This window comes from Pseudomonas karstica (genome assembly GCF_009707515.1).
Lineage (GTDB): Bacteria > Pseudomonadota > Gammaproteobacteria > Pseudomonadales > Pseudomonadaceae > Aquipseudomonas > Aquipseudomonas karstica.
Genome location: NZ_WLYI01000025.1, coordinates 42,603 through 67,388 on the forward strand (window position 1 = coordinate 42,603; position 24,786 = coordinate 67,388).

Consider the following 24,786-nt stretch of genomic DNA (forward strand, 5'->3'; position numbering starts at 1 on the left):
GTAGCTGCTGCTCAGGCCTCAACACAAGCCCGTTCAGTTTCAGCATCGATCTGTGCATGCCAAGCAAATATCAAATGCCAATACCTGTCTTTTTCTGCACAAGCCCAACCTTGACACTGCGCTCCTGATTGAAATCCTCCGGAGTTTGCAGCCATGCCCATTGCTTTGCTCGCGCTGACCCTCAGCGCTTTTGCCATCGGGACGACCGAGTTCGTCATCGTTGGCCTGCTACCCACCATCGGCACCGACCTGGGTGTCGACTTGCCATCCGCCGGTCTACTGGTCAGCCTTTACGCCCTGGGCGTTGCCATCGGCGCTCCAGTGTTGACTGCCCTGACCGGCAAAGTACCGCGCAAGTTACTGCTATTGTCGCTGATGGTGCTATTTACCCTGGGCAACTTGCTGGCCTGGCAGGCCCCCAGCTATGAGTCCCTGGTGTTGGCGCGAATCGTCACCGGCCTGGCTCATGGGGTGTTCTTCTCCATCGGCTCGACCATCGCCACCAGCCTGGTACCCAAGGAAAAAGCCGCTAGCGCCATTGCTATCATGTTTACCGGCCTCACCGTGGCCCTGGTCACCGGCGTGCCCCTTGGGACGTTTATCGGTCAACACTTCGGCTGGCGCGAAACCTTTCTTGCCGTTTCGGCCCTGGGTGTGATCGCGTTTATCGGCAGCCTGATCTATGTGCCGAATAACATCGTCCACAGCAAGCCAGCCTCATTGCTCCAACAGCTGCAAGTGCTGAAACAGCCTCGTTTGTTGTTGGTGTATGCCATGACTGCCATCGGTTACGGCGGTTCATTTATCGCATTTACCTTTCTGGCGCCGATCCTTCAGGACATCTCGGGTTTCAGTGCCAGCACTGTCAGCCTGGTGTTACTGGTCTATGGTATTTCAGTCGCCGCCGGGAATATCTGGGGCGGCAAGCTGGCCGACAAACGCGGCCCCATCAGCGCCTTGAAAATCATCTTCGCCCTGCTCGCCGTGGTGTTGTTCATCCTGACCCTGACCGCCGGCAACCCATGGCTGGCCTTGGCCACCGTACTGGTTTGGGGCGCGGTAGCCTTCGGCAACGTGCCGGGATTGCAGGTGTATGTGGTGCGCCAGGCGGAACACCATACGCCGAACGCGGTGGATGTGGCCTCGGGCCTGAACATTGCCGCCTTCAACCTGGGAATCGCTGGCGGCGCCTGGGCCGGAGGGTTGATCGTCGCTCACATGGGCTTGATCCATACCGCCTGGATTGGCGGTTCGGTGGTGTTGGTGGCGCTGGCGTTGACCGCTTGGAGCGGACGTCTTGATCGGTTAGGACCGGTGCATGCCGAGCGCTCGACCCGGGTGGTTGGCGGTCACTGACTTCGTTTTTCTGTAGAGCGAATTTGCTCGCGAAGGGCGTCAACGATAACGCAGGGCTGCTGAATAAATGCGTTGGCCTTACGTTCTTCACGAGCAAGAACCAGGCGCCCTCTCGTTCCTACAATTGATATGTGCCGCCTGTAGAACCGTCGAAACTTTTCCCCAACCATCACAGTCACCTGAAGACGGAGGTCATCCAACACCCACTCTACGGGAGCAACCATGTCCGCGATTCATATCGGCACTTCCGGCGCGTGCTACACGCCCTGGCGGGGGGATCTTTCCCCCGATTGCTCCCCCGAGGATCGGACCACACAGCCAGGCCTGCTGCCTGAACCGGGAGCGATGCCATGACTACTCCCGAGTTGGTGCCCACCACGCCCACCGCGGCCATCACCCGCTTCAAGGTCCTGACAGTCAACACCCATAAGGGTTTCACTGCGCTGAATCGACGCTTTATCCTGCCGGAGTTGCGTGAAGCGGTGCGTAGCGTGGCCGCCGACGTGGTGTTCCTCCAAGAGATCCACGGCACCCACGAGCGCCATCCCAAGCGCTACAGCAATTGGCCGAGCATGCCCCAGTATGAATTCCTCGCCGACAGCATCTGGCCGCAATTTGCCTATGGCCGCAATGCCGTGTACCCGGATGGCGATCACGGCAACGCGCTGTTGTCGAAATTCCAGATCATCCGCTATGACAACCTCGACATATCCCAGAACGGCCATGAAAGCCGCGGGCTGTTGCATTGTGTATTGCGCCTGCCCGGCAACACGCGTGAGCTGCATGCCATTTGCGTGCATCTAGGGTTGCGCGAGGTCCATCGCCAGCAGCAGTTGCAATTGATTGCCCAGCGGATCGCCGAGACTCCGGCCGACGCCCCGCTGATCGTCGCCGGGGATTTCAATGACTGGCGCCAGCAGGCCGACCTCAGCCAGTGTGGCCTGCGGGAAGTGTTTATCGAGGCCCACGGCAAGCCCGCCCGCACCTTCCCCGCGCGTTTGCCACTGCTGCGCCTGGATCGTATCTATGTACGCAACCTCAAGGTTCATCAACCTCAGGTACTGAACAGCCGCCCCTGGTCCCATCTGTCCGACCACGCGCCCCTGTCGGTGGAGATTGAACTATGAATAGCGCGCCGGTGGAAAAGGTGGCGGTGGACCCTATCGTGATGGATCAGTTGCCAGACGGCTCGATGGCCAAGGATGTGGACTATGGCTGGCAAAGTGGTAATCAACTTGAGTTGCTGGAGAACGGCGAGGCGTATTTCCCCAAGGTCTTTGAAGCACTGCGCCAGGCTCGACAGGAGATCTTGCTGGAGACCTTTATCCTGTTCGAAGACAAGGTCGGCCTTGAGCTGCAAGGCATTCTGATCGAGGCTGCGCAGCGTGGGGTGAAGGTGGTGGTTAGCCTCGACGGCTTTGGCTGCGGCGAACTGAGCTCGGGGTTTATCGCAGAGCTGAGCAAGGCCGGCGTGAGCGTGCAGATGTTCGATCCGGCGTCCAAGACCCTGGGGTTTCGTACCAACTGGTTTCGCCGCTTGCACCGCAAGATCGTGGTGGTGGACGCGAAGGTAGCGTTTATCGGCGGAATCAATTTTTCTGCTGATCACCTGGAAGATTTCGGCCCCGAGGCCAAGCAGGATTATGCGGTCCAGGTACTGGGGCCGGCGGTGGCGGACCTGCATCACTTTGCCCTGGCGCAAAGTGGGCCCCAGGTACGCACCCGACGCGGCTGGCAGCGCCGTGAACAGCCGCCGTCATTGCGGTTTACCGGCGAAGGCGACGGGCTGGTGCGGTTGGTCTATCGCGATAACCTGCAACACCGCTCGGACATTGAAGAGGCTTACCTGGATGCGTTGCGCAAGGCCCGGCAGCGGGTGGTGATCGCCAACGCCTACTTCTTTCCGGGCTATCGGTTGCTGCGAGAGATTCGCAACGCCGCCCGTCGTGGGGTGCAGGTGCAACTGATCATGCAGGGCCAGCCGGATGTGGCGTTTGCCAAGCTGGCGGCACGCATGCTGTATGACTATTTGCTCAAGGAAGGCGTGGTGATCCACGAATATTGTCAGCGGCCGTTGCATGGCAAAGTGGCGCTGGTCGATGAGGCATGGAGCACCGTCGGTTCAAGCAATCTCGACCCGTTGAGCCTGTCGCTGAACCTGGAAGCCAATGTGTTGATTCTCGACCGTGGGTTTAATCAGCAGTTGTACGAACGCCTGGAGCACCTGAGCCGGAACCACTGCAAGACCATGCCGGAAAACCGCACGCCTCGCGGCTGGTTGTGGCGGGTCACGGTAGGGTTTGTGGTGTTTCATGTGCTGCGACATTTCCCGGCCTGGACCGGATGGTTGCCGGCTCATAAGCCGCGCTTGAAACCCTTCGTCCATGAGGAGCGCCAGGGCTATGACTCAAGCACGCGCCACTGAGCACTCCACTCACGGTTTCAAACGCTGGAAAAAGCCGCTGACCATCGTCTTTTTCCTGCTGCTTATCGTGTTGTTCACCCTGCTCGCCCGGCGCATCGACTGGAGTGAGGTGTTCGACACCCTGGGCGATTTCAAGCTACAGACCTTGCTGATCGCCGCCGGGCTGACCGTGATCAGCTTTCTGGTATACGCCAGTTTCGACTTGATCGGTCGCACCTACATCCGCCAGCCACTGCGTTGGAAACAGATATTACCGGTGGGAATCATCAGCTATGCCTTCAACCTCAATCTCAGTGCCTGGGTCGGCGGCATCGCCATGCGGTATCGGCTGTATTCACGGCTGGGGGTGAGCACCAGCAACATCGCCAAGATCCTCGGCTTGAGCCTGGCCACCAACTGGTTTGGCTACATGACCCTGGCCGGCGTGGTGTTCAGCTGCGGGCTGGTGACGCTGCCGCCCGGATGGAAGCTCAGCAGCGGCGCACTGCAAGGGGTAGGCGTGCTGTTGCTGCTGACGAGCGCCGGTTATCTGGCGGCGTGTCGTTTTTCCCGGCGCCGGGCGTGGACGGTGCGGGGAATTGAAATCAACTTGCCGTCTCTGCGCATGGCTCTGTTGCAGTTGGCGTTGGGGGCGTTGAACTGGTCGTTGATGGCAGCAGTGATCTTCACACTGCTACCTGGGCAACTGGGCTATCCGGTAGTACTGGGGGTGTTGTTGATCAGCAGTATTGCCGGCGTAGTCACCCACATTCCTGCCGGCCTCGGTGTGCTGGAAGCGGTGTTTATTGCCTTGTTGCAGCACGAAGCGTCGCGGGGCAGTTTGCTGGCGGGGCTGATTGCCTATCGGGCGATTTATTTTATTTTGCCGTTGCTGGTGGCGCTGGTGATGTACCTCGGGGTAGAAGCCAAGGCGAAGGCGTTACGGGTGAAAAAGACAGGCTGATGGGAAGGCAGGCATCTGAAAACTATCGGGATTGGATAATACTCAATCGTTCACCCACTACCATCTCGGTAATCCAGTCCACCAGGATCGACGTGTAGGCCTGTTGGGATATCGGATCGCCCAGGGAATGGTCGGCACCATCGATGATCCTGTGGGTCAGGGAGTGAGTCTGCTGGCAGGCGGCGCGGTAGCTCATGATGGTGGCGTGGGGCACGTGGTCGTCGGTCTGTGACTCAACGATCAGTACATCGCCGGTAAAGGCCGCGCAAGCGTGCAAGGCACGATTGGTCTTGGCATGCACCAGAGTGTTGCGGTAATCGACCAGGTCGGCCTTATCCAGGTCACGCTTGGGCTTGAGCCATTGCTCGTCGCGGTACAGAGCAGGTGCCCGCAAAGCCAGCCAGCGTACCGGGCGCAGCGAGGTGAGGATGGCGGCCAGGTAGCCGCCGTAACTGGTGCCCACTACCGCCACCGCCGAGGTGTCGATGGCCGGATGTGCCAACAGGCGATCGTAGGCCGCCAGCAGGTCTCGCAGATTGTCTTCGCGGGTGACCCGGGACAGTGGAATGCCATTGCCTGCATGGCCGCGCAAATCGAACGTCAGGCAGACACACCCCAAACCCGCAATGCCCTTGGCCCGCTCCAGATCCCGCTCCTGGCTGCCGCCCCAGCCGTGGACAAACAACACCCCCGGCACTTTCGACTTGGGGCTGAGAAAGGTTGCGCTCATTTGCTCGTCATCGATATCAATGGTGATGGTTTCGCTTCTAGCCGTCATAAGAGTTGACCGTTACGTACTTGAGAAGAAAGTCGCTGCTTTGCGCGGGGCCCCGATACACCTCAATGGCATCGATCGGCAGCGGCTGGTCACGGTAGGTTTCCACCGATGACACACGAGTCGCCCGCAACCCGGGATTGTTGATAAAGGCTTGCAGCGCCGCGACTTCAGCACTGCTGGCTCCACCCATGCGCCAGGATTGTTCCAGCACACCGCTACGAGGCTGGCCATTACTGTCCAGGCCCTGGACGATGTCGTAATTGCGCCGTGAGGCATAAAAACCGGGATAGGCTTCGTCTGCCGCGTTATCGAATACCTGTGCCTGCTCAATGGCCTGGCGCACGTCATCGGGCAGTTCGAGCTTGAGCAGGTCTTCGTAGTAACCCTGGACCACCAGCAGGTTGGAACCACCGTAGACGTCTGCGCCCTCCCCGTCCTCGGTCAGGTATTGCTCACCGCAGTAACTGAAGACGTGATCGCCGATAAAACTCTGGCCGACGCTATGAGTAACCACTTCGTGCAGGTCCTGCTCCAGTACCACGCCATCGGTGAACAGTTGCGCCGCACCGGGGCGTGCCAGGATGGTGTCGAATTGATCAATGCTCTGGATCACTTCCTGGTCGCGGCCAGCGCAGGCATGCACGGGTTTCAAACGGATCGGGCCGGTGTACAACAAATGAGTCGCCGCCGGCCGCGCGTCCTCCAGGGCAAATACACTCAGGCCGTCGAGCACCACCGTGCGTATACGCTCGGAAAACAGCGGCGACCACCCTTCGGGGGCAAACGCGTTTTTATTCAGCAAGCCATGGCTGATAGCCTTGGTGCAGATGAAGTCGTAATCGACGTAGCCGCCCCACAGGTCTTCTGGCCCCTTGACCCCCAATTGCCGCGCCTGAGCCGGCCCGACAAGGGTTTGGGTGGGCACCAGGTACAAGTCCTGCCCGGCGTGTAACTGTGGGTTGTAACTGCCGCCGTATTTGAGCCCGAGGAGGTGTGCCAGCCATCGAGCCAGGGCACGGTTGGTTTCGACTTCATGCAGTGGCGCGTCCGGTCGAACCGAGTGCGCGACTATCATTTTCTTGCGATTGCTTGGGGTCATGCATCCCCCTTGGCCATCCTGCCATGTATGTGGGGAGAAACGCTGCAGGGATCAGGCCAAGGCCAGAGGCGTCAAAAACGCCCTGAAATCAGATGTCCACTGAAAAAATGATAGCACTTAGCCTGTTTTATTCTGCACGACACGCCACTTATGGGGCGGCGTTCTGCACGATGGCGGCCTGCTTCCTGGCATTGGCTGAAGTCACGCCAAAACGGTTGCGGTAATCACTGGGCGCCAGCCCGGTGACCTTTTTGAAGATCGCGCGAAAGGCGCTGGGGTCCTGATAACCCACGTTCCAGGCAATCCGATCAATGGTGTTATTGGTAAACTCCAGCATTTGTCGGGCCTTGCCTACTCGCAGGTGCTGACAGTATTCGGTGGGTTTGAGGCCCGTAGCGCTGCGAAAACGCCGCAGAAACGTACGCTCTTCCAGACCCGCTTCCTGAGCCATCGCGGCTAATGACACATCCACCGCGCCACTGGCCTGCAGCCAGTGTTGAACCTTGAGAATGGCGCCGTCACCATGGCTGAGGATCGGCGCAAAGTTGCTGCCACACTGGCTGGCGCTGTCACTGTGCTCGATCACCAGAAAGCGTGCGGTGCTGGCGGCGATGCTCGGGCCGAGCAATCGGTCCACCACCCGCAAACCCAACTCGGACCAGGCCATGAGCCCGGCGGTGGTGATCAGGTCGCCATCGTCGACGATGGGTTTATCTGCCTCAAGCCGGACCCCTGGGTAGTGGGCGCTGAAAGACTTGGCAGACGTCCAGTGGGTGGTGGCACTGCGACCGTTCAGCAAACCGCTTTCGGCCAACAGGATCGAGCCTACGCACACCCCTCCAAGGACTGTACCGGCGCGGTGCAATTGGCGAAGCCAGCCCAGCAGCGCCGCGGATACCTGACCTTCGGAAAAGCCGGCGATGGAGGGCGGAATCAGCAAAGCGGCCAGTGGCTGGTCAGGCCCAGGCAGACTGTCAAACACCCGGCTCGGCGACTCGCCGGCATCGGCCCGCCAATGGCTCAGACGCAGCACCGGCAGTTGCCCGGTTTGATGCTCGGCACCCATGCGATTGGCGACCCCGAACAGATCCGTCAACCCATGCACGGCAGCCATCTGCGCGCCGCTGTAGATCAGGATGCCCAGTTCGACAACTGTACGCTGCAACGCCATTGTCAGTTTTCCCCCTGCTATTGTCGGTGTGGCCAATCCCCATACTGCACGCCAGCCACGATACTGGACGCCTCAACCATTCACGAGGGAACAATCATGACCCAGCAAGCACTCATCCTAGTCGATATCCAGAACGACTACTTCCCCCAAGGCAAGTGGCCACTTAACGCTGTGGAGGCCGCGGCGGACAAGGCGGCGCAGGTGCTTAAGGCATTTCGCCAGGCGGGTGATTCGGTTATCCACATTCGTCACGAGTTCACCTCTGACGATGCGCCATTTTTCACCCCGGGCTCCCAAGGTGCGCATTTGCATCCCAAGGTGTTGAACCAGGCCGATGAGCCAGTGGTACTCAAACACTTCGTCAATGCCTTTCGCGAGACCAACTTGAGGACACTGCTGGAGCAACGCAGCGTGACCCATCTGGTGGTAGTCGGCAGCATGAGCCATATGTGCGTCGATGGCCTGGTCCGCGCAGCAGCGGATTTGGGCTATACCGTCACCGTGATCCATGACGCCTGTGCCACTCGGGAGTTGGAGTTTGGTGGCGTGACCGTGCCCGCAGCCCAAGTGCACGCGGCGTTTATGTCATCGCTGGGGTTTGCTTATGCGAGCGTGGTATCGGCGGATGAATTCTTGAAGACCCACGCGGCGCAGTGACCGCCACCTGATCGCCTGGATGGCTAGCGCGTGGCAATGATGAACAGCCGCGGAAACGGCAACAGCACCGTGCCATCAACCAGGGCCGGATACGCCTGGGTGATTCGCGCCAGATAGGCGTCCAGGAAGGCGCTCTTCTCGGACTCATCCAGTGGCGCGAGGAACGGCCGCAACGCCGAGCCCTTGAACCACTCCACCACTGCGCCATGACCGCCGGCCAATGGATGGTGGTACGTGGTGCGCCACACGTCGACAGTGCTGCAGTGCCTGCTCAACAGCTCATAATAGAAACTCGCGGTGTGCCGTTCATTGTGTTTGACCGCACCGATCTTGCTTGCCCACGGGCCCTGCGCCGCTACTTCACGGGCCAGGCGGTGTGCCGGCTCATCGAGGTTATCCGGGGTTTGCACCGCCAGGGTTCCTCCCGGTGTCAGTTGGTTCACGAGATGCGGATAGAGCGTCGCGTGGTCCGGCAACCACTGCAGCGAGGCATTGGCCAGGATCACATCGAATGGCTGCGCCGGATGCCAGGTCCCAATGTCGGTCAACTCGAAGTTCAGCGCCGGCAACCGTTCCCGGGCATTGACCAGCATGTCATCAGAGCTGTCCATGCCGGTCACCACCGCCTGCGGGAAGCGTTGGGCCAGGACCTCGGTGGAGTTACCGGGGCCGCAACCCAGGTCAACGGCGGTGCGCACGTTGGTAACAGGAATAGCCGCGACCAAGTCCCGGACAGGGCGAGTACGCTGTTGCTCGAACATCGAATATTGCTGGGCTGACCAGGTCATCACGGCTTTCCTTCTTTGGGAGGGGCTTTATGAGGGGTGGCTACAGCCTAAATCGTGTGACCCGCGAGAACAAATGCCAGGTTTGACTGCCCCCCCATACTTATAAAGTATTTACAGGCTAGAACTTCGACAGCTCAAGGCTTTTGTGTTGTCTCGCCGTCACGCGGGGTTGGGGTTGTGCGTCGCCATTCTCGTGGCGTGCCACAAGACCGAGTTCAGCCTGCCGGGGGTGCCGCTACGCATGACGGCTACGTTGAACCTGGTAGCGGGGCTCATGATGATGTTGTACTTGTCTTATAAGGATCAAGCATGGAGGGCGAAACGCGGCTAAAGGCCAGGATTGTCTTTTTCATGACGCTATATTCCACCTGCTTCAAGCTCAATTAGAACCGTGTTCTGACTTCAAATAGGTCTTAGCCCACTCGCGGTAATTGTCCGAGTGCGTGTACTTAGATAGCAGTTCCGGTAGCGAAACCTCGCTCCCCTTCTTGCCGCTTTGTTCGCGCAATGCCTCGTAACTTGCTTTGATCGCAGCCAAAAACGGGGCATGACCGTTGACCACAATCCGCACATTGGCTGCGCTCAGCTTCTCAACATCACTTAGTGCAGGGTTTCCATAGTTTATCAACATGATCGGCACGGATAGATGCGAGGTGAGTGCCTCCAAGTGTTGGAAATCCTTTACTCCGACAAGGCAAATCGCATCGGCTCCAGCCTTCTGATAAGCCGTTGTGCGTGTGATGGAATCCTCCAAAGTGGTAACGGATACATTCGTACGGGCGATGATGCTGAGGGCATCATCGGAACGGGCAAACCGCGCAGCGTAAATCTTGCTTGCGGCTTCTTCCATTTCGATAAGCACCTGCGACTGCTCGTCGTATTTTGCAGGGAGATGTGTGTCTTCTAGTGTAAGAGCAGCAACGCCGGCCTTTTGAAGCTCGGTGACCGTGCGCATCACATTGAGCGCGTTGCCAAAACCATGATCAGCGTCTCCGATGATTGGGATGTGGCTAGCCCGACCGACTCTGGAAACTTGCTCTACATATTCATCAAGCGTGAGTAGTGAGATGTCAGGGGCACCGAGCACTTGAAGCGAGGCGACAGAACCACCCTGGATAGCAACCTCGAAACCAAGGTCGGATGCCATACGAACCGAGATGGGATCGAACACAGATGCGGCAAATTTACAGACTGTTCCGCGAAGCAAATCACCGAACGCCTTACGTAGTTCATGATGAGTTCGTTCAATCATTTTTTCGACTCCATCAGTTTGCAGCTGGGTACATCACTTGATCGTCTAGCGAGAGCGAGACATGACATTAGCTACCGGTCATTACGCCATGCTCGAAGGGGAATGACCGGTTAGCGTTACTGGTTACTTTTGAGCTAATAACGCTTTTCGATCTGCTTTTTCTTGCTTCATCGCAGCGATCTCGCGCTCGCAGGCTTCCACGTCAAAAGAGTTGTCCCATTTGGCAATCGCGATAGTGCCAATCCCGTTACCAATCAGGTTGGTCACTGCCCGTGCTTCGTTGAGGAATCGGTCGATGCCTAGCAGCAAGACCAGACCTACCAAGGGTATGGAATGGAGGGTTGTGAGCGTTGCGGCAAGCGTTACGAAACCCGCGCCCGCCACCCCAGCCGAACCTTTGGAAGTCAGCAAAAAAACGCCAAGAAGAATCATTTGATCCATAAAGGTCAGCGGCGTATTGGTCGCCTGTGCGATGAAGATAGCTGCCATGGTGAGATAGATGCAGGTGCCGTCCGCATTGAAGGTGTACCCCGTTGGCAGCACCATGCCCACTACCGACTTTTTGCAGCCCAGCTTTTCAAGCTTCACCATCATTCGCGGCAGCACAGCTTCGGTTGAACAGGTGCCGAGCGTGATGAGAATTTCATCTTTGAAATAACGAAGAAATTGCATCAACGGCATACCCGACCATCTTGCAACCGCACCCAGCACCACCACGATGAAAATCAAGGTCGTGATATAGAGGGCGACCAGTAACTGGCCGAGCGACAGCAAGGTGCCAATCCCGTATTTGCCGATAGTGAATGCCATACCGGCGCCGGCACCAATCGGAGCCAATCGCATGACCATTGCCACGATCTTGAACAATCCCTGCAGAAATAAATCAATGGTGTTGATTAGCGGCTTGCTGGTTTCGCCCATTTGAACCAAGGCGACACCCATCAAGACCGAAAGCAGGATGACCTGAAGCATGACGCCATTCGAGAATGCTCCGACGAAGGTATGCGGGATAATGTTAAGAAAGAACTCAATGGTTCCACCCTGCTCGCTAGCAGCTTGGCTGTACTTACTGATGGAACTACCATCCAGCGCAGCAACATTTATGTTCATCCCAACGCCTGGTTTAACTACGTTGACCACAATTAGGCCAACGACCAGAGCGATGGTTGAAAGTATCTCAAAATAGATCAGCGCTTTTACGCCAATCCGTCCGACTTCTTTGATACTGCCCATTTTTGCGATACCAACAACGACCGTACCGAAAATGATGGGTGCCAACAGCATTTTTATGAGCTTGATGAAGCCATCGGCAAAAGGTTGAAGCTTGGCTCCGATATCAGGTACGAAGTAACCGATAGCTGCACCAATCACGATGCCGATCAGCACTTGCACATACAACTGGCTGTACCAGCGGGATTTGGAAATTTCCACGGAAGCACCTCATTTTATTTTTGTGATGGGCATGTGGCTTGGCGTCAGTGGGTGACGCCTAAGTCTGCGGCCTCTTTCAAAGAGGCCGCAGACCGGAGTTGATCAACCTTCGCCCAACTCACGCATTACCGCGTACAAGGCGGACTTGGCTTCGAAGCCAACACCTGGAATATCCGGCAGGCCAACATAGCTATTTTCGACCTTGATCCCGTCAGCGAAGCCGCCGAATGGTTGGAAGACATCTGGGTAAGATTCGTTGCCGCCCAGGTGCAGACCTGCTGCGATGTTCAGGGACATCTGGTGACCACCATGCGGAACCACGCGACGGGAAGACCAACCCATTTCCTCCATTACCTTCAGGGTGCGCATGTACTCCACGAGCCCGTAGGACAGAGCACAGTCGAACTGGAGGTAATCGCGATCAGGGCGCATGCCGCCGTGGCGCAGAAGGTTACGGGCGTCCTGGTGGGAGAACAGGTTTTCACCGGTCGCCATGGGCAATTCATAGTGATTGGCAAGCTCGGCCTGGAGCGCGTAATCCAGCGGATCGCCGACCTCTTCGTACCAGAAGAGGTTGTACTTCTTGATGGCTTCAGCGTACGCAATACCGGTCTGAAGATCGAAACGACCATTGGCATCGACCGCCAGGCGACGACCATCCCCAACAACTTCAAGTACCGCTTCGATGCGCCGGATATCTTCGTCCAGTGGCACCGCACCAATCTTCATCTTGACGACGTCGTAACCACGATCCAGATAGCTCTGCATTTCTGCTTTGAGCTTTGTCTGATCTTTGCCTGGATAGTAGTAGCCGCCCGCTGCATAGACCCAGACCTTGTCATCGGCCACGCCGTCGCGGTAGCGGTCGGCCAGCAGGCGATACAGTGGCTTGCCTTCGATTTTGGCAACAGCATCCCATACGGCCATATCAATGGTGCCGACTGCTACTGAGCGCTCGCCATGACCACCTGGCTTTTCGTTGGTCATCAGGGTTTTCCAGATGGCGAACGGATCCAGGTTGTTGTTCTCATGGTCGATGAGAGTATCTGGATCAGCTTCCGTGATACGTGCCAAGAAGCGATCACGCATCAGTGCGCCTTGGCCATAGCGACCGTTGGAGTTGAAACCATAGCCGATGACAGGTTTACCATCGCGAATCACATCCGTGACGACTGCGACGACCGAGCAGGTCATTTTGGAAAAGTCGATGTAGGCGTTGGCAATTGGGGAGGCAATGGAAACAGTTTTTTCGCGGATGTCTACGATACGCATGACGGGCTCCTCTTGTTGTTGGTGGCCCCACGTTATGCTTTGCGATGACACCCGCCCAATGCTATTAATGCCGCACCCTATGCACAGGAGGCATGGCCCTTGGAACTCGTTTGGCTCGAAGACTTTTCAGCTCTTGCGGAGTACGGCAGCTTTGTTCGGGCGGCTGAAGCGCGGCACGTTACTCAGCCGGCGTTTAGTCGCAGAGTTCGCTCATTCGAGAGTTGGATGGGAGTGCAGTTGTTCGTTCGCACCCATCAAGGGGCGACCCTGACCGAAGCAGGAAGGCAAATTTTGCCTAGTGCTCAGGAGGCGGCCAGGCGCTTGTACAGGATGCGCAACGAAGCACAAGAAGTGGCTGGGATGGCTGCTAAGTCCCTGCACTTTGCTGCAACCCACTCCCTGTCTTTTACATTTTTTCCTAAGTGGCTTCGGGCCGCGGAGAACGGTGCTCCTATCGAGGCTGTGCAACTGCACTCAGATAGCATGGCTGTCTGTGAGCAGATGCTAATACATGGCCAAGTTCAGTTTCTGCTCTGTCACCGCCACCCCGATGTGCCACCTTTGTTGGCTTCTGATCAGTTCATCGGCAAAAAGGTTGGTGAGGACGTTCTGATTCCACTGGCGAGTGCTTCTGCCAATTTTGGCACCTCTCCAGCGACACTGCCTTACCTGGCTTATACCCACGAGTCGGGACTGGGGCGGATAGTCGCTCACCGACTGCATGGCAAGGAAGACTACCTTCACCTCAAGCCTCTTTTCAGTAGCCACCTTGCGGCGGTGCTGATGTCCATGGCACTGGAAAGCAAGGGCGTAGCGTGGTTACCGAAAAGCCTGACGGAACAGGAAATGGCTGATGGACGACTTGTCAGGGCCCTCGACCAAAGCTGGGATATTCCCTTGGAAATTCATCTAACCCGACCTACAGGCCCAATCAGTCCTTCTGCTGAAGAATTCTGGGCCAAGCTGGGCGAATAAATTTATTTTGCTAATTCCGACTTCTATATCCAGAGACATTGCAGGGCCGAAGCAAGACCAAATACGCCACGAATCGTGAAGTGTTTGATCAGTGAATCGTTATTGCTTGAAGCTAGTAACCTGATTACGCTCGTGGCCGCGATTTTCCAATACCAGCAAGCGCGACTTGGCTGCGAAGGCTTTATGTTTAATGTTGTTTCTTCTGGCCAATGGCCCGCGGCTATCTGATCAATTCAAACGTGGAACCTCCAGATCAAAAATGGCTGAAGGAATTCACTCTGCCAAACAAAATCTCGCCCTCGGGATCCAACGCATCCTGAAGAAACTGGGCTTGTTTGCCAGTGAGGTGCTTATGAAACTTGCGGCTGCCTTCAGCCGACTGATAGCCATTCAGAAACACCTTCACCCTCTTTTCACGCATGGCAGTTAAGCGTTCTTGTAGTTGCTCCGGGGTGGAGGGATCTGCGATTAGTTCATCGATGAACCAGAGAAGATAGCCCATCGCAGTGCTGAGTCGCTTGTTACGGGTATCGGGACTGACCGCAAGTTTGGTCACCTTCTGCCCCGTGGGCTGGGGACGGCCAAGCTCCTCAATTAGGCTGGTCAAGTCAGCCTCGGTAAGTTGTTTACCTGAGCGAATGCGTTCATAGATGTTAAAGCGACGCTTACGCGCCCAACGATGAATGAACATTACTTCATTGGCATTGCGAGAGAGGGTGGCAAAGGCAAGGTGGCGCCGGAGCAGGAGCCATTCACACGCAAAAAAAACCTCCAGTATCCTTTACGAATATTGGAGGTTCTTCTCGTAATAAGCCGTAGCTAATCAGTCAGTTATGGAAAAAACCTTTACATAAAAGACTTTTATCCGGGTTAGAACGGAATATCGTCGTCAAAGCTGTCGAAGTCTGCTGCCGGCTGCGGTGCGGCCTGCTGTGGCGCTGGACGCGACTCACGCTGTGGCTGCTGGTTTGGCTGCGGACGGGACTGCTGTGGGCGCGGTGCCGAGTTGGACATGCCGCCCTGATTCTGTTGATCGCCCTGCGGACGGCCACCCAGCAGTTGCATGGTGCCTTGCATGTCGACCACGATTTCAGTGGTGTAACGCTTGATACCGTCTTTTTCCCACTCGCGGGTCTGCAGTTTGCCTTCGATGTAGACCTGCGAACCTTTGCGCAGGTATTCACCAGCGATCTCTGCAACCTTGCCGAACATCGACACACGGTGCCATTCGGTTTTCTCGACCTTCTGGCCGGTTTGCTTGTCGGTCCACTGCTCGCTGGTCGCCAGACTCAGGTTGGTCACGGCGTTACCGTTCGGCAAGTAGCGAACTTCGGGATCCTGGCCGCAAGTACCGACCAATATGACTTTGTTAACCCCACGGGCCATAACGTTCTCCTAGGCTGGGCGCGCTGTCGGCACTGGGTTGACCAGTTGCTCAAGCGTCGCGCGATCCAATAATTCGGTGTCCAATTTGATGTAGATGGCGGCTTCTTCGGTGACAACCACAGCATCCGTAACCCCAACGACGGCCTTCAGGCGCTCGACCAGACCGGCTTCGCGGATCGCTTCGGGCGACAACGGCAGGCGCAGGCTTGTGACGTATGGAGGTTCGCGCATGGTAACAGCAAAGACCAGCCAAAGTGCAGCCAGCCCGGCGCATCCAAGGAACACAACCGACAAACCGCCATGCTGGAACATCCAGCCACCCATGATGCCGCCCAGTGCAGAACCGAGGAACTGGCTGGTGGAATACACGCCCATCGCCGTGCCTTTGCCGCCGGCCGGTGAAACCTTACTGATCAGCGAAGGCAACGAAGCCTCCAGCAGGTTGAACGCGGTGAAGAACACCACCGTGCCGATCACCAGCGCCCGCAGGCTATCGCCGAACTGCCAGAAGAATAGCTCAGTGAGCATCAGCGTCGCGACGGCGCCGAGCAGAACTCGTTTCATTTTGCGTTTTTTCTCGCCATAGATGATGAACGGGATCATGGCGAAGAACGAAATCAACAGCGCTGTAAGGTAGACCCACCAGTGCTGTTCCTTGGGTAGGCCGGCTTTTTCCACCAGCGCCAGGGGCAAGGCGACGAAGCTGCACATCAGCATTGCGTGCAACACGAAGATACCTAAATCCAGGCGCAGCAGGTCCGGGTGCTTGAGGGTTGGTAGTAATGCTTGCCGAGCCACACCCGATTCACGGTGCTGCAGCGGCCCGGTGGAGTGCGGCACCATAAAGGCAACGATCAGGATACCGAACAGTGCCATCCCGCCGGTGGCCAAAAATAAGCCGTGCAAGCCAAACGCACGAGTAAGCAGCGGGCCAACCACCATGGCCACGGCGAACGACAGGCCAATGGTCATGCCGATCATGGCCATGGCTTTGGTACGGTGCTGCTCGCGAGTCAGATCAGAAAGCAGTGCCATAACCGCTGCAGAAATCGCCCCGGCGCCTTGTAGGACACGTCCGGCGATCACGCCCCAGATCGAATCGGCATTGGCGGCCAATACACTGCCAAGGGCAAAGACGATCAGCCCCAGGTAAATCACCGGTCGGCGGCCAATACGGTCAGAAATGATCCCGAACGGAATCTGGAAAATCGCCTGGGTCAGGCCATAGGCGCCAATGGCCAGGCCGATCAGTGCGGGGGTCGCTCCTGCGAGATCCATTCCATAGGTCGCCAATACCGGCAACACCATAAACATGCCAAGCATACGGAAGGCGAACACCAGTGCCAGACCGCTTGCCGCGCGGGACTCGCTGCCACTCATGCGTTCGCTGTGGGGATCGTGCATGGAAAAACCTCGTGTGAACCGGCCGCGATTCTACCAGTCCCATCGATTGAGAGGGTATATGCGGCGCTTTGCCGCGCAGCTTTCATGTAAGGCTGCACCCGGCATTTTGGCAGTGTATATTCATCCAGTCTTTAGCCGTATACTCCTGCATATTTACGCCCGCCGTGCGAGGCCATCTTGGACAAGATCCTGATTCGTGGGGCTAGAACCCACAACCTGAAGAACATCGACCTGACCCTGCCCCGGGACAAACTGATTGTCATCACCGGCTTGTCGGGGTCCGGCAAGTCGTCCCTGGCATTTGACACGCTGTATGCCGAAGGCCAGCGCCGTTATGTGGAGTCGCTGTCGGCTTACGCCCGGCAATTCCTGTCAATGATGGAAAAGCCTGATGTCGACACCATTGAAGGTCTGTCGCCAGCGATTTCCATCGAGCAGAAATCGACGTCCCACAACCCGCGCTCTACCGTGGGCACCATTACCGAGATCTACGACTACCTGCGCCTGCTGTATGCACGGGTAGGTATTCCGCGTTGCCCTGATCACGACATCCCTCTGGAAGCCCAGACCGTCAGCCAGATGGTCGACCTGGTGCTGACCCAACCGGAAGGCGCCAAGCTGATGCTGCTCGCGCCGGTGATTCGGGAGCGCAAGGGCGAACACCTTTCGGTCTTTGAAGAGTTGCGCGCCCAGGGTTTCGTTCGTGCGCGGATCAACGGCAAGCTCTATGAATTGGACGAAGCGCCCAAGCTCGACAAGCAGAAGAAACACTCCATTGATGTGGTGGTCGATCGTTTCAAGGTACGCGCCGATCTGCAACAGCGCCTGGCGGAGTCGTTCGAAACTGCATTGAAGCTGGCAGACGGTATCGCCCTGGTGGCGCCGATGGACGACGAGCCCGGCGAAGAGATTATCTTCTCCGCACGCTTCGCCTGCCCGATCTGCGGCCACGCCATCAGTGAGCTGGAACCCAAGCTGTTTTCCTTCAACAACCCGGCCGGCGCCTGCCCGACCTGTGATGGCTTGGGGGTGAAGCAGTTCTTCGACATCAAGCGCCTGGTCAACGGCGACCTTACGCTGGCAGAGGGGGCGATACGTGGCTGGGACAGGCGTAACGTCTACTACTTCCAGATGCTCGGGTCCCTGGCCTCGCACTACAAGTTCAGCCTGGAAGTGCCATTCAACGAGCTGCCGGCCGAACAGCAGAAAGTCATCCTGCATGGCAGCGGTTCGCAGAACGTCGATTTCAAGTACCTGAACGATCGCGGCGATATCGTCAAACGCTCCCATCCATTCGAAGGCATCGTGCCGAACCTTGAACGTCGCTACAGGGAAACTGAGTCGGCCAGCGTGCGTGAAGAACTGGCCAAGTTCCTCAGCACCCAGCCATGCCCGGATTGCCGTGGCACCCGCCTGCGGCGCGAGGCGCGTCATGTGTGGGTGGGTGAGAAAACATTGCCGGCGGTGACCAACCTGCCGATTGGCGATGCCTGCGAATACTTCGGTGGGCTGAAGCTGACCGGGCGCCGCGGGGAAATCGCCGACAAGATCCTCAAGGAAATCCGCGAACGCCTGCAGTTCCTGGTCAACGTCGGCCTCGACTATCTATCGCTGGACCGCAGCGCTGACACCCTTTCCGGTGGTGAAGCACAGCGGATTCGCCTGGCCAGCCAGATTGGCGCCGGCCTGGTGGGCGTGCTGTACATCCTTGATGAACCGTCCATTGGTTTGCATCAACGGGACAACGACCGCCTGCTCGGCACACTGAAGCACCTGCGTGATATCGGCAACACGGTGATCGTGGTCGAGCACGATGAAGATGCAATTCGCCTGGCGGACTATGTGGTCGACATCGGCCCAGGTGCGGGCGTGCATGGCGGCCATATCGTGGCTGAGGGCACTCCGGCCGAGGTCATGGCCCATCCTGACTCCTTGACCGGCAAATACCTCTCTGGCCGAGTAAAGATCGCAGTACCGGCCAAGCGGACACCCCGCAACAAGAAGATGGCCCTGCACCTCAAGGGCGCCCGCGGTAACAACTTGCGCAATGTCGACCTGGAGATCCCACTGGGCCTGCTGACCTGCGTGACGGGTGTGTCCGGCTCCGGTAAATCGACACTGATCAACAACACCCTGTACCCCCTCAGCGCCACTGCACTGAACGGTGCAACCACCCTGGAAGCTGCCGCCCACGACAGCATCAAGGGCCTGGAGCACCTGGACAAAGTAGTTGATATCGATCAAAGCCCGATTGGTCGCACGCCGCGCTCCAACCCTGCGACCTATACCGGGCTGTTTACACCGATTCGCGAACTGTTCGCCGGCGTACCGGAGTCGCGCTCCCGTGGCTACGGGCCCGGGCGTTTCTCTTTCAACGTCAAGGGCGGGCGCTGCGAAGCCTGTCAGGGCGATGGTTTGATCAAGGTAGAGATGCACTTTCTGCCGGATATCTACGTGCCGTGCGACGTGTGCAAGAGCAAGCGCTATAACCGCGAAACCCTGGAGATCAAATACAAGGGCAAGAGCATCCACGAAACCCTCGAGATGACCATCGAGGAAGCGCGGGTGTTCTTTGATGCGGTCCCGGCATTGGCGCGCAAACTGCAGACATTGATGGATGTCGGCCTCTCGTACATCAAGCTGGGCCAGTCGGCGACGACACTGTCTGGCGGTGAAGCACAGCGGGTGAAACTGTCTCGCGAGCTATCCAAGCGCGATACGGGCAAGACGCTGTATATTCTCGATGAGCCGACCACCGGCCTGCATTTCGCCGATATCCAACAGTTGCTCGACGTGCTGCATCGCCTGCGCGACCACGGCAATACCGTGGTTGTGATCGAGCACAACCTGGACGTAATCAAGACTGCCGACTGGCTGGTGGACCTTGGCCCCGAAGGCGGCTCCAAGGGCGGGCAGATCATTGCAGTGGGTACTCCGGAACAGGTGTCCGAGATGCCGCAGTCTCACACTGGTTACTACTTGAAACCGTTGCTGGCTCGCGACAAGGCTTGACCCCGGCCCATGAAAAAGCCCCTGTCACCGTTGAGTGACAGGGGCTTTTTTGTAGCCTACGGAATCAGAACTGCGATTGCAGGTAATTCTCCAGGCCAATCAACTTGATCAGGCCCAGCTGCTTTTCCAGCCAATAGGTGTGATCTTCTTCGGTATCGTTCAACTGTACTCGCAAAATTTCCCGGGTGACGAAGTCGCTGTGCTGCTCGCAGAGCTCAATGCCCTTGCATAGCGCGGCGCGAACCTTGTATTCCAGGCGTAAGTCGGCTGCCAGCATGTCAGGTACCGTGGTGCCGACATCGAGGTCTTCGGGACGCATGCGCGGCGTACCTTCGAGCATCAGGATACGGCGCATCAGTGCATCGGCGTGCTGTGCTTCTTCTTCCATTTCGTGGTTGATACGTTCATAAAGCTCGGTAAAGCCCCAGTCTTCGTACATCCGCGAATGAATAAAATATTGGTCACGAGCTGCCAGTTCGCCCGTCAGCAACGTGTTGAGATAATCGATTACGTCGGGGTGACCTTGCATCGCCCTACATCTCCCTGCTTGAAAGACTGTAGTTTGAACCATGATTACCCGGAGGTCACGGGACCAACGGCAGAAAAGTGAAGATTTCCTGAGAAAAGTAGCTTAAATAACGCAAAAACCGCCCAAATGAGGGCGGTTCTGCTTATCGTTTAGAGTTAGTTAAGCGATACACCCAGTGCAGATGCGATCCCTTCTCCATAAGCAGGATCTGCCTTGAAGAAGTACTGCAATTGGCGCTGAACCACATCGCTGGAAACACCCGCCATGGCACCGGCGATGTTATTGATCAGCAGGGTTTTCTGCTCATTATTCATCAGGCGGAACAGCGCACCCGCGTGGCTGAAGTAATCGGTGTCTTCACGGTGATCGTAACGGTCCGCCGCACCGCTCAGGGCCAATGCCGGCTCAGCGTATTGCGGAGCCTGCTTCGGTGCATCGGCATAGCTGTTTGGCTCGTAGTTGGGAGCTGCACCGCCATTACTACCGAATGCCATCGAACCATCACGCTGGTAGCTGCTGACCGGACTGCGTGGCGCGTTCACCGGCAACTGCTGGTGGTTGGTGCCTACGCGGTAGCGGTGAGCATCCGCATAAGCGAATACACGACCTTGCAGCATGCGGTCTGGCGAGAGGCCAACACCGGGAACCATATTGCTTGGGCCGAAAGCCGCCTGCTCAACCTCAGCAAAGTAGTTCAACGGATTGCGGTTGAGCTCCAATTCACCGACTTCGATCAGCGGGAATTCTTTCTGCGACCAAGTCTTGGTCACGTCGAAGGGATTCTCATGGTGAGCGTTAGCCTGCGCCTCGGTCATGACCTGAATGCACACGCGCCATTTCGGGAAGTCACCGCGCTCAATGGCACCAAACAGATCACGCTGGGCGTAGTCAGGATCGGTACCGGCCAGGCGTGCGGCGTCGGCGGGCGTCAGGTTCTTGATGCCCTGCTTGGTTTTGTAATGCCACTTCACCCAATGCCGCTCGCCTTGGGCGCTGAGCAGGCTGTAGGTGTGGCTGCCGAAGCCGTGCATGTGACGGTAACCGTCGGGAATGCCTCGATCCGAAAACAGGATGGTGACCTGGTGCAGCGCCTCTGGAGAGTGCGACCAGAAGTCCCACATCATCTGCGCACTTTTAAGGTTGCTTTGCGGCAGGCGTTTTTGGGTATGGATAAAATCAGGAAACTTCAGCGGATCACGGATGAAGAACACCGGGGTGTTATTACCAACGATGTCCCAGTTGCCTTCTTCGGTGTAAAACTTCAACGCAAAGCCACGCGGGTCGCGCTCGGTATCCGCCGAACCACGCTCGCCACCCACGGTGGAGAAACGCAGAAAGGTCGGGGTCTGCTTGCCCACAGACTCGAACAACTTGGCGCTGGTGTACTGGGTAATATCTTTAGTAACGGTAAATGTACCGTAAGCCCCCGACCCCTTGGCGTGAACACGACGCTCAGGAATATTTTCACGGTTAAAGTGAGCAAGCTTCTCGATCAGGTGAAAATCGTCAAGCAGCAGCGGGCCGCGAGGGCCGGCGGAACGGGAATTCTGATTGTCAGCAACAGGAGCGCCGCTGGCGGTGGTAAGCGTTTTATTCTGGCTCATGCTCAATCTTCCTCAGTCAGTCTTGGAACTGCCGGCTAATCGGCTGAGAAGGAGTATTGACCAGGAAGATGACGTCATCAAATTTATTAAATTACAGGCATCGATAGATAATTACTAACAGCCTTGTCCTGCGGATAACCAAAGCCTAAAAACTTTACTTATCAAACGCCCACAAAAAACCGGGCGCTAGGCCCGGTTCTTCGTTACAGACTATCGTCTTACTCGGCGGATACAGCTTCGCCAGCAGTAGCACGATCAACCAACTCGACGTACGCCATAGGCGCGTTGTCGCCAGTGCGGAAGCCGCACTTGAGGATGCGCAGGTAGCCACCCTCACGGGTAGCGTAACGCTTGCCCAGGTCGTTGAAGAGCTTACCAACGATAGCTTTCGAGCGAGTACGGTCGAAAGCCAGACGGCGGTTAGCCAGGCTGTCTGTCTTGGCCAAAGTGATCAGCGGCTCAGCAACGCGACGCAGTTCTTTGGCTTTCGGCAGTGTAGTTTTGATCAGCTCGTGCTCAAACAGCGACACCGCCATGTTTTGAAACATAGCCTTACGGTGCGAGCTGGTACGGCTCAGGTGACGACCACTTTTACGATGACGCATGGTTCATTCCTTACCAAACTCACGTTCGGTGATTACGACGATCAGGCAGTCGCCTTGTCGTCCTTCTTAAGACTTGCAGGCGGCCAGTTGTCGAGGCGCATGCCGAGGGACAGACCGCGGGAGGCCAGAACGTCCTTGATTTCAGTCAAGGATTTCTTGCCCAGGTTCGGAGTCTTCAACAGTTCTACTTCGGTACGCTGAATCAGGTCGCCGATGTAGTAAATGTTTTCCGCCTTAAGGCAGTTAGCCGAACGTACAGTCAGTTCCAGATCGTCAACCGGGCGAAGCAGGATCGGATCGATCTCGTCTTCTTGCTCGATTACCACTGGTTCGCTGTCACCTTTGAGGTCGACGAACGCAGCCAACTGCTGTTGCAGAATGGTTGCAGCACGGCGGATAGCCTCTTCAGGATCCAGGGTACCGTTGGTTTCCAGATCAATAACCAGCTTGTCCAGGTTAGTACGCTGTTCGACACGGGCGTTTTCCACCACGTATGCGATACGGCGAACCGGGCTGAACGAAGAGTCAAGCTGCAAGCGACCAATGCTGCGGCTTTCATCTTCATCGCTCTGACGCGAGTCGGCCGGTTCATAACCACGACCACGAGCTACGGTGAGCTTCATGTTCAGGGCGCCGTTAGACGCCAGGTTAGCGATTACGTGATCGGGGTTAACGATCTCGACATCATGATCCAGCTGAATATCGGCAGCGGTAACCACCCCCGAACCCTTCTTCGACAAGGTCAGCGTAACTTCGTCACGGCCGTGCAGCTTGATAGCCAGACCTTTAAGGTTTAACAGGATTTCAATTACGTCTTCCTGTACACCTTCGATGGCGCTGTACTCGTGGAGCACACCGTCAATCTCGGCCTCGACTACTGCACAGCCGGGCATTGAGGACAACAGGATGCGGCGCAGCGCGTTGCCCAGGGTGTGGCCAAAACCACGCTCGAGAGGCTCGAGAGTGATTTTGGCGCGGGTTGGACTGACAACCTGCACATCAATGTGGCGGGGTGTCAGGAACTCATTTACCGAAATCTGCATGGATGCACCTATTTTCTAGCCCTTACTTGGAGTAGAGCTCGACAATCAGGCTTTCGTTGATGTCGGCGGACAGATCACTGCGAGCAGGAACGTTCTTGAAAACGCCCGACTTCTTCTCAGTGTCTACTTCTACCCATTCTACGCGGCCACGTTGGGCACACAGATCGAGAGCTTGGACAATGCGAAGTTGGTTTTTTGCTTTCTCGCGAATCGCGACCACGTCACCAGCACGAACCTGGTAGGACGGGACGTTAACGGTTTGGCCGTTTACGCTGACGGATTTGTGCGATACCAGCTGACGGGATTCGGCACGAGTCGAACCAAAGCCCATACGGTATACAACGTTGTCCAGACGGCATTCGAGCAGTTGCAGCAGGTTTTCACCGGTTGCACCTTTCTTGCCAGCAGCTTCTTTGTAGTAGCCGCTGAATTGACGCTCGAGAACGCCGTAGATACGACGGACCTTCTGCTTTTCACGCAGTTGGGTGCCGTAATCGGACTGGCGACCGCGGCGTTGGCCGTGGATACCAGGTGCTGCTTCGATGTTGCACTTCGATTCGATCGCGCGCACGCCGCTCTTCAGAAAGAGATCGGTGCCTTCGCGACGAGCGAGTTTGCATTTTGGACCAATGTAACGAGCCATTCTTTACAATCTCCTGGATTACACGCGGCGCTTCTTCGGCGGACGGCACCCGTTGTGCGGGATTGGCGTCACGTCGGTGATGCTGGCGATCTTATAGCCACAGCCGTTCAAAGCACGGACAGCAGACTCACGACCTGGACCTGGACCTTTGACATTGACGTCGAGGTTTTTCAGGCCATATTCCAGCGCAGCTTGACCAGCACGTTCAGCAGCTACTTGAGCAGCAAACGGGGTGGACTTGCGGGAACCGCGGAAACCCGAACCACCGGAGGTAGCCCAAGAAAGCGCGTTACCTTGACGGTCGGTGATGGTCACGATTGTGTTGTTAAAAGAAGCATGGATGTGGGCGATGCCATCAACCACTGTCTTTTTAACTTTTTTACGAGGACGAGCAGCAGGTTTTGCCATGATAA

24 protein-coding genes are annotated in these 24,786 nt (G+C 57.0%); 8 read left to right on the plus strand and 16 right to left on the minus strand.

Going from position 1 to position 24,786, the window contains the following annotated elements:
* Positions 1–153 precede the first annotated feature (153 nt).
* From GIR22_RS18000 to GIR22_RS18015, 4 genes are all read left to right on the plus strand, one after another.
* Positions 154–1,356, plus strand: a complete 1,203-nt coding sequence (locus GIR22_RS18000; RefSeq protein ID WP_154744649.1) for an MFS transporter — start codon at positions 154–156, stop codon at positions 1,354–1,356.
* 350 nt (positions 1,357–1,706) lie between these two features.
* A complete protein-coding gene (locus tag GIR22_RS18005; protein WP_154744650.1) occupies positions 1,707–2,483 on the plus strand; it encodes an endonuclease/exonuclease/phosphatase family protein in 777 nt (258 codons plus the stop codon).
* Positions 2,480–3,781: a cardiolipin synthase ClsB gene (gene clsB / locus GIR22_RS18010; RefSeq protein ID WP_154744651.1), complete on the plus strand. Its 1,302-nt coding sequence runs from the start codon at positions 2,480–2,482 to the stop codon at positions 3,779–3,781. The genes GIR22_RS18005 and clsB overlap by 4 nt, the downstream gene beginning before the upstream one ends.
* Positions 3,759–4,724 (plus strand): lysylphosphatidylglycerol synthase domain-containing protein, encoded by a 966-nt coding sequence (locus GIR22_RS18015; RefSeq protein ID WP_154744652.1) that lies wholly within the window; start codon positions 3,759–3,761, stop codon positions 4,722–4,724. The genes clsB and GIR22_RS18015 overlap by 23 nt, the downstream gene beginning before the upstream one ends.
* Before the next feature lie 22 nt (positions 4,725–4,746).
* On the opposite strand, the gene GIR22_RS18020 is transcribed toward GIR22_RS18015, so the two are convergent.
* From GIR22_RS18020 to GIR22_RS18030, 3 genes are all read right to left on the minus strand, one after another.
* Positions 4,747–5,502, minus strand: coding sequence for an alpha/beta hydrolase family protein (locus GIR22_RS18020; protein WP_154744653.1), 756 nt, complete (start codon positions 5,500–5,502; stop codon positions 4,747–4,749).
* Positions 5,492–6,601 carry a DUF3182 family protein gene (locus GIR22_RS18025; RefSeq protein WP_154744654.1) on the minus strand — a complete coding sequence of 370 codons (1,110 nt, stop codon included), beginning with the start codon at positions 6,599–6,601 and terminating at the stop codon, positions 5,492–5,494. The genes GIR22_RS18020 and GIR22_RS18025 overlap by 11 nt, the downstream gene beginning before the upstream one ends.
* Positions 6,602–6,749: 148 nt before the next feature.
* Positions 6,750–7,772, minus strand: coding sequence for a GlxA family transcriptional regulator (locus GIR22_RS18030; RefSeq protein ID WP_154744655.1), 1,023 nt, complete (start codon positions 7,770–7,772; stop codon positions 6,750–6,752).
* 96 nt (positions 7,773–7,868) lie between these two features.
* Between GIR22_RS18030 and GIR22_RS18035 the strand changes: the two genes are divergently transcribed.
* Positions 7,869–8,429: a cysteine hydrolase family protein gene (locus tag GIR22_RS18035; protein ID WP_154744656.1), complete on the plus strand. Its 561-nt coding sequence runs from the start codon at positions 7,869–7,871 to the stop codon at positions 8,427–8,429.
* A 23-nt stretch (positions 8,430–8,452) separates the two neighbouring features.
* Here GIR22_RS18035 and tam read toward each other — a convergent pair whose 3' ends face one another.
* Positions 8,453–9,217 carry a trans-aconitate 2-methyltransferase gene (tam, locus tag GIR22_RS18040; RefSeq protein WP_154744657.1) on the minus strand — a complete coding sequence of 255 codons (765 nt, stop codon included), beginning with the start codon at positions 9,215–9,217 and terminating at the stop codon, positions 8,453–8,455.
* Between the two features lie 148 nt (positions 9,218–9,365).
* Between tam and GIR22_RS18045 the strand changes: the two genes are divergently transcribed.
* On the plus strand, positions 9,366–9,548 hold the full coding sequence (locus GIR22_RS18045) for a hypothetical protein (RefSeq protein WP_154744658.1): 183 nt from the start codon (positions 9,366–9,368) through the stop codon (positions 9,546–9,548).
* Between the two features lie 48 nt (positions 9,549–9,596).
* On the opposite strand, the gene GIR22_RS18050 is transcribed toward GIR22_RS18045, so the two are convergent.
* The 3 genes from GIR22_RS18050 to GIR22_RS18060 form a co-directional block, all read right to left on the minus strand.
* Entirely contained in the window at positions 9,597–10,469 is an 873-nt protein-coding gene (locus tag GIR22_RS18050; RefSeq protein ID WP_154744659.1) for an isocitrate lyase/PEP mutase family protein, read from the minus strand.
* A 123-nt stretch (positions 10,470–10,592) separates the two neighbouring features.
* Positions 10,593–11,900: a C4-dicarboxylate transporter DctA gene (gene dctA, locus GIR22_RS18055; RefSeq protein ID WP_178122343.1), complete on the minus strand. Its 1,308-nt coding sequence runs from the start codon at positions 11,898–11,900 to the stop codon at positions 10,593–10,595.
* A 102-nt stretch (positions 11,901–12,002) separates the two neighbouring features.
* Positions 12,003–13,172 (minus strand): mandelate racemase/muconate lactonizing enzyme family protein, encoded by a 1,170-nt coding sequence (locus tag GIR22_RS18060; protein ID WP_154744660.1) that lies wholly within the window; start codon positions 13,170–13,172, stop codon positions 12,003–12,005.
* A gap of 99 nt (positions 13,173–13,271) precedes the next feature.
* Here GIR22_RS18060 and GIR22_RS18065 point away from each other — a divergent pair, with 99 nt between their 5' ends.
* Complete coding sequence (locus GIR22_RS18065; protein ID WP_154744661.1) at positions 13,272–14,147, plus strand: LysR family transcriptional regulator; 876 nt, start codon at positions 13,272–13,274, stop codon at positions 14,145–14,147.
* Between the two features lie 253 nt (positions 14,148–14,400).
* Here GIR22_RS18065 and GIR22_RS18070 read toward each other — a convergent pair whose 3' ends face one another.
* From GIR22_RS18070 to GIR22_RS18080, 3 genes are all read right to left on the minus strand, one after another.
* Entirely contained in the window at positions 14,401–14,838 is a 438-nt protein-coding gene (locus tag GIR22_RS18070; protein WP_154744662.1) for a hypothetical protein, read from the minus strand.
* Positions 14,839–15,017: 179 nt separating this feature from the next.
* Entirely contained in the window at positions 15,018–15,533 is a 516-nt protein-coding gene (locus GIR22_RS18075) for a single-stranded DNA-binding protein (RefSeq protein ID WP_154744663.1), read from the minus strand.
* 9 nt (positions 15,534–15,542) lie between these two features.
* Entirely contained in the window at positions 15,543–16,937 is a 1,395-nt protein-coding gene (locus GIR22_RS18080) for an MFS transporter (RefSeq protein ID WP_154744664.1), read from the minus strand.
* 177 nt (positions 16,938–17,114) lie between these two features.
* Between GIR22_RS18080 and uvrA the strand changes: the two genes are divergently transcribed.
* Positions 17,115–19,949: an excinuclease ABC subunit UvrA gene (uvrA, locus tag GIR22_RS18085; RefSeq protein ID WP_154744665.1), complete on the plus strand. Its 2,835-nt coding sequence runs from the start codon at positions 17,115–17,117 to the stop codon at positions 19,947–19,949.
* Between the two features lie 64 nt (positions 19,950–20,013).
* Here the strand turns inward: uvrA and bfr are convergent, their stop codons facing one another.
* The 6 genes from bfr to rpsK form a co-directional block, all read right to left on the minus strand.
* Positions 20,014–20,478, minus strand: coding sequence for a bacterioferritin (gene bfr / locus GIR22_RS18090; RefSeq protein WP_154744666.1), 465 nt, complete (start codon positions 20,476–20,478; stop codon positions 20,014–20,016).
* Between the two features lie 155 nt (positions 20,479–20,633).
* Entirely contained in the window at positions 20,634–22,082 is a 1,449-nt protein-coding gene (locus GIR22_RS18095; protein WP_154744667.1) for a catalase, read from the minus strand.
* 218 nt (positions 22,083–22,300) lie between these two features.
* Positions 22,301–22,687, minus strand: a complete 387-nt coding sequence (gene rplQ / locus GIR22_RS18100; RefSeq protein WP_007918448.1) for a 50S ribosomal protein L17 — start codon at positions 22,685–22,687, stop codon at positions 22,301–22,303.
* A 41-nt stretch (positions 22,688–22,728) separates the two neighbouring features.
* Positions 22,729–23,730: a DNA-directed RNA polymerase subunit alpha gene (locus GIR22_RS18105; RefSeq protein ID WP_003176403.1), complete on the minus strand. Its 1,002-nt coding sequence runs from the start codon at positions 23,728–23,730 to the stop codon at positions 22,729–22,731.
* Positions 23,731–23,752: 22 nt separating this feature from the next.
* Positions 23,753–24,373 (minus strand): 30S ribosomal protein S4, encoded by a 621-nt coding sequence (gene rpsD, locus GIR22_RS18110; RefSeq protein ID WP_003210056.1) that lies wholly within the window; start codon positions 24,371–24,373, stop codon positions 23,753–23,755.
* An 18-nt stretch (positions 24,374–24,391) separates the two neighbouring features.
* A complete protein-coding gene (rpsK, locus tag GIR22_RS18115) occupies positions 24,392–24,781 on the minus strand; it encodes a 30S ribosomal protein S11 (protein ID WP_002555466.1) in 390 nt (129 codons plus the stop codon).
* Positions 24,782–24,786 lie beyond the last annotated feature (5 nt).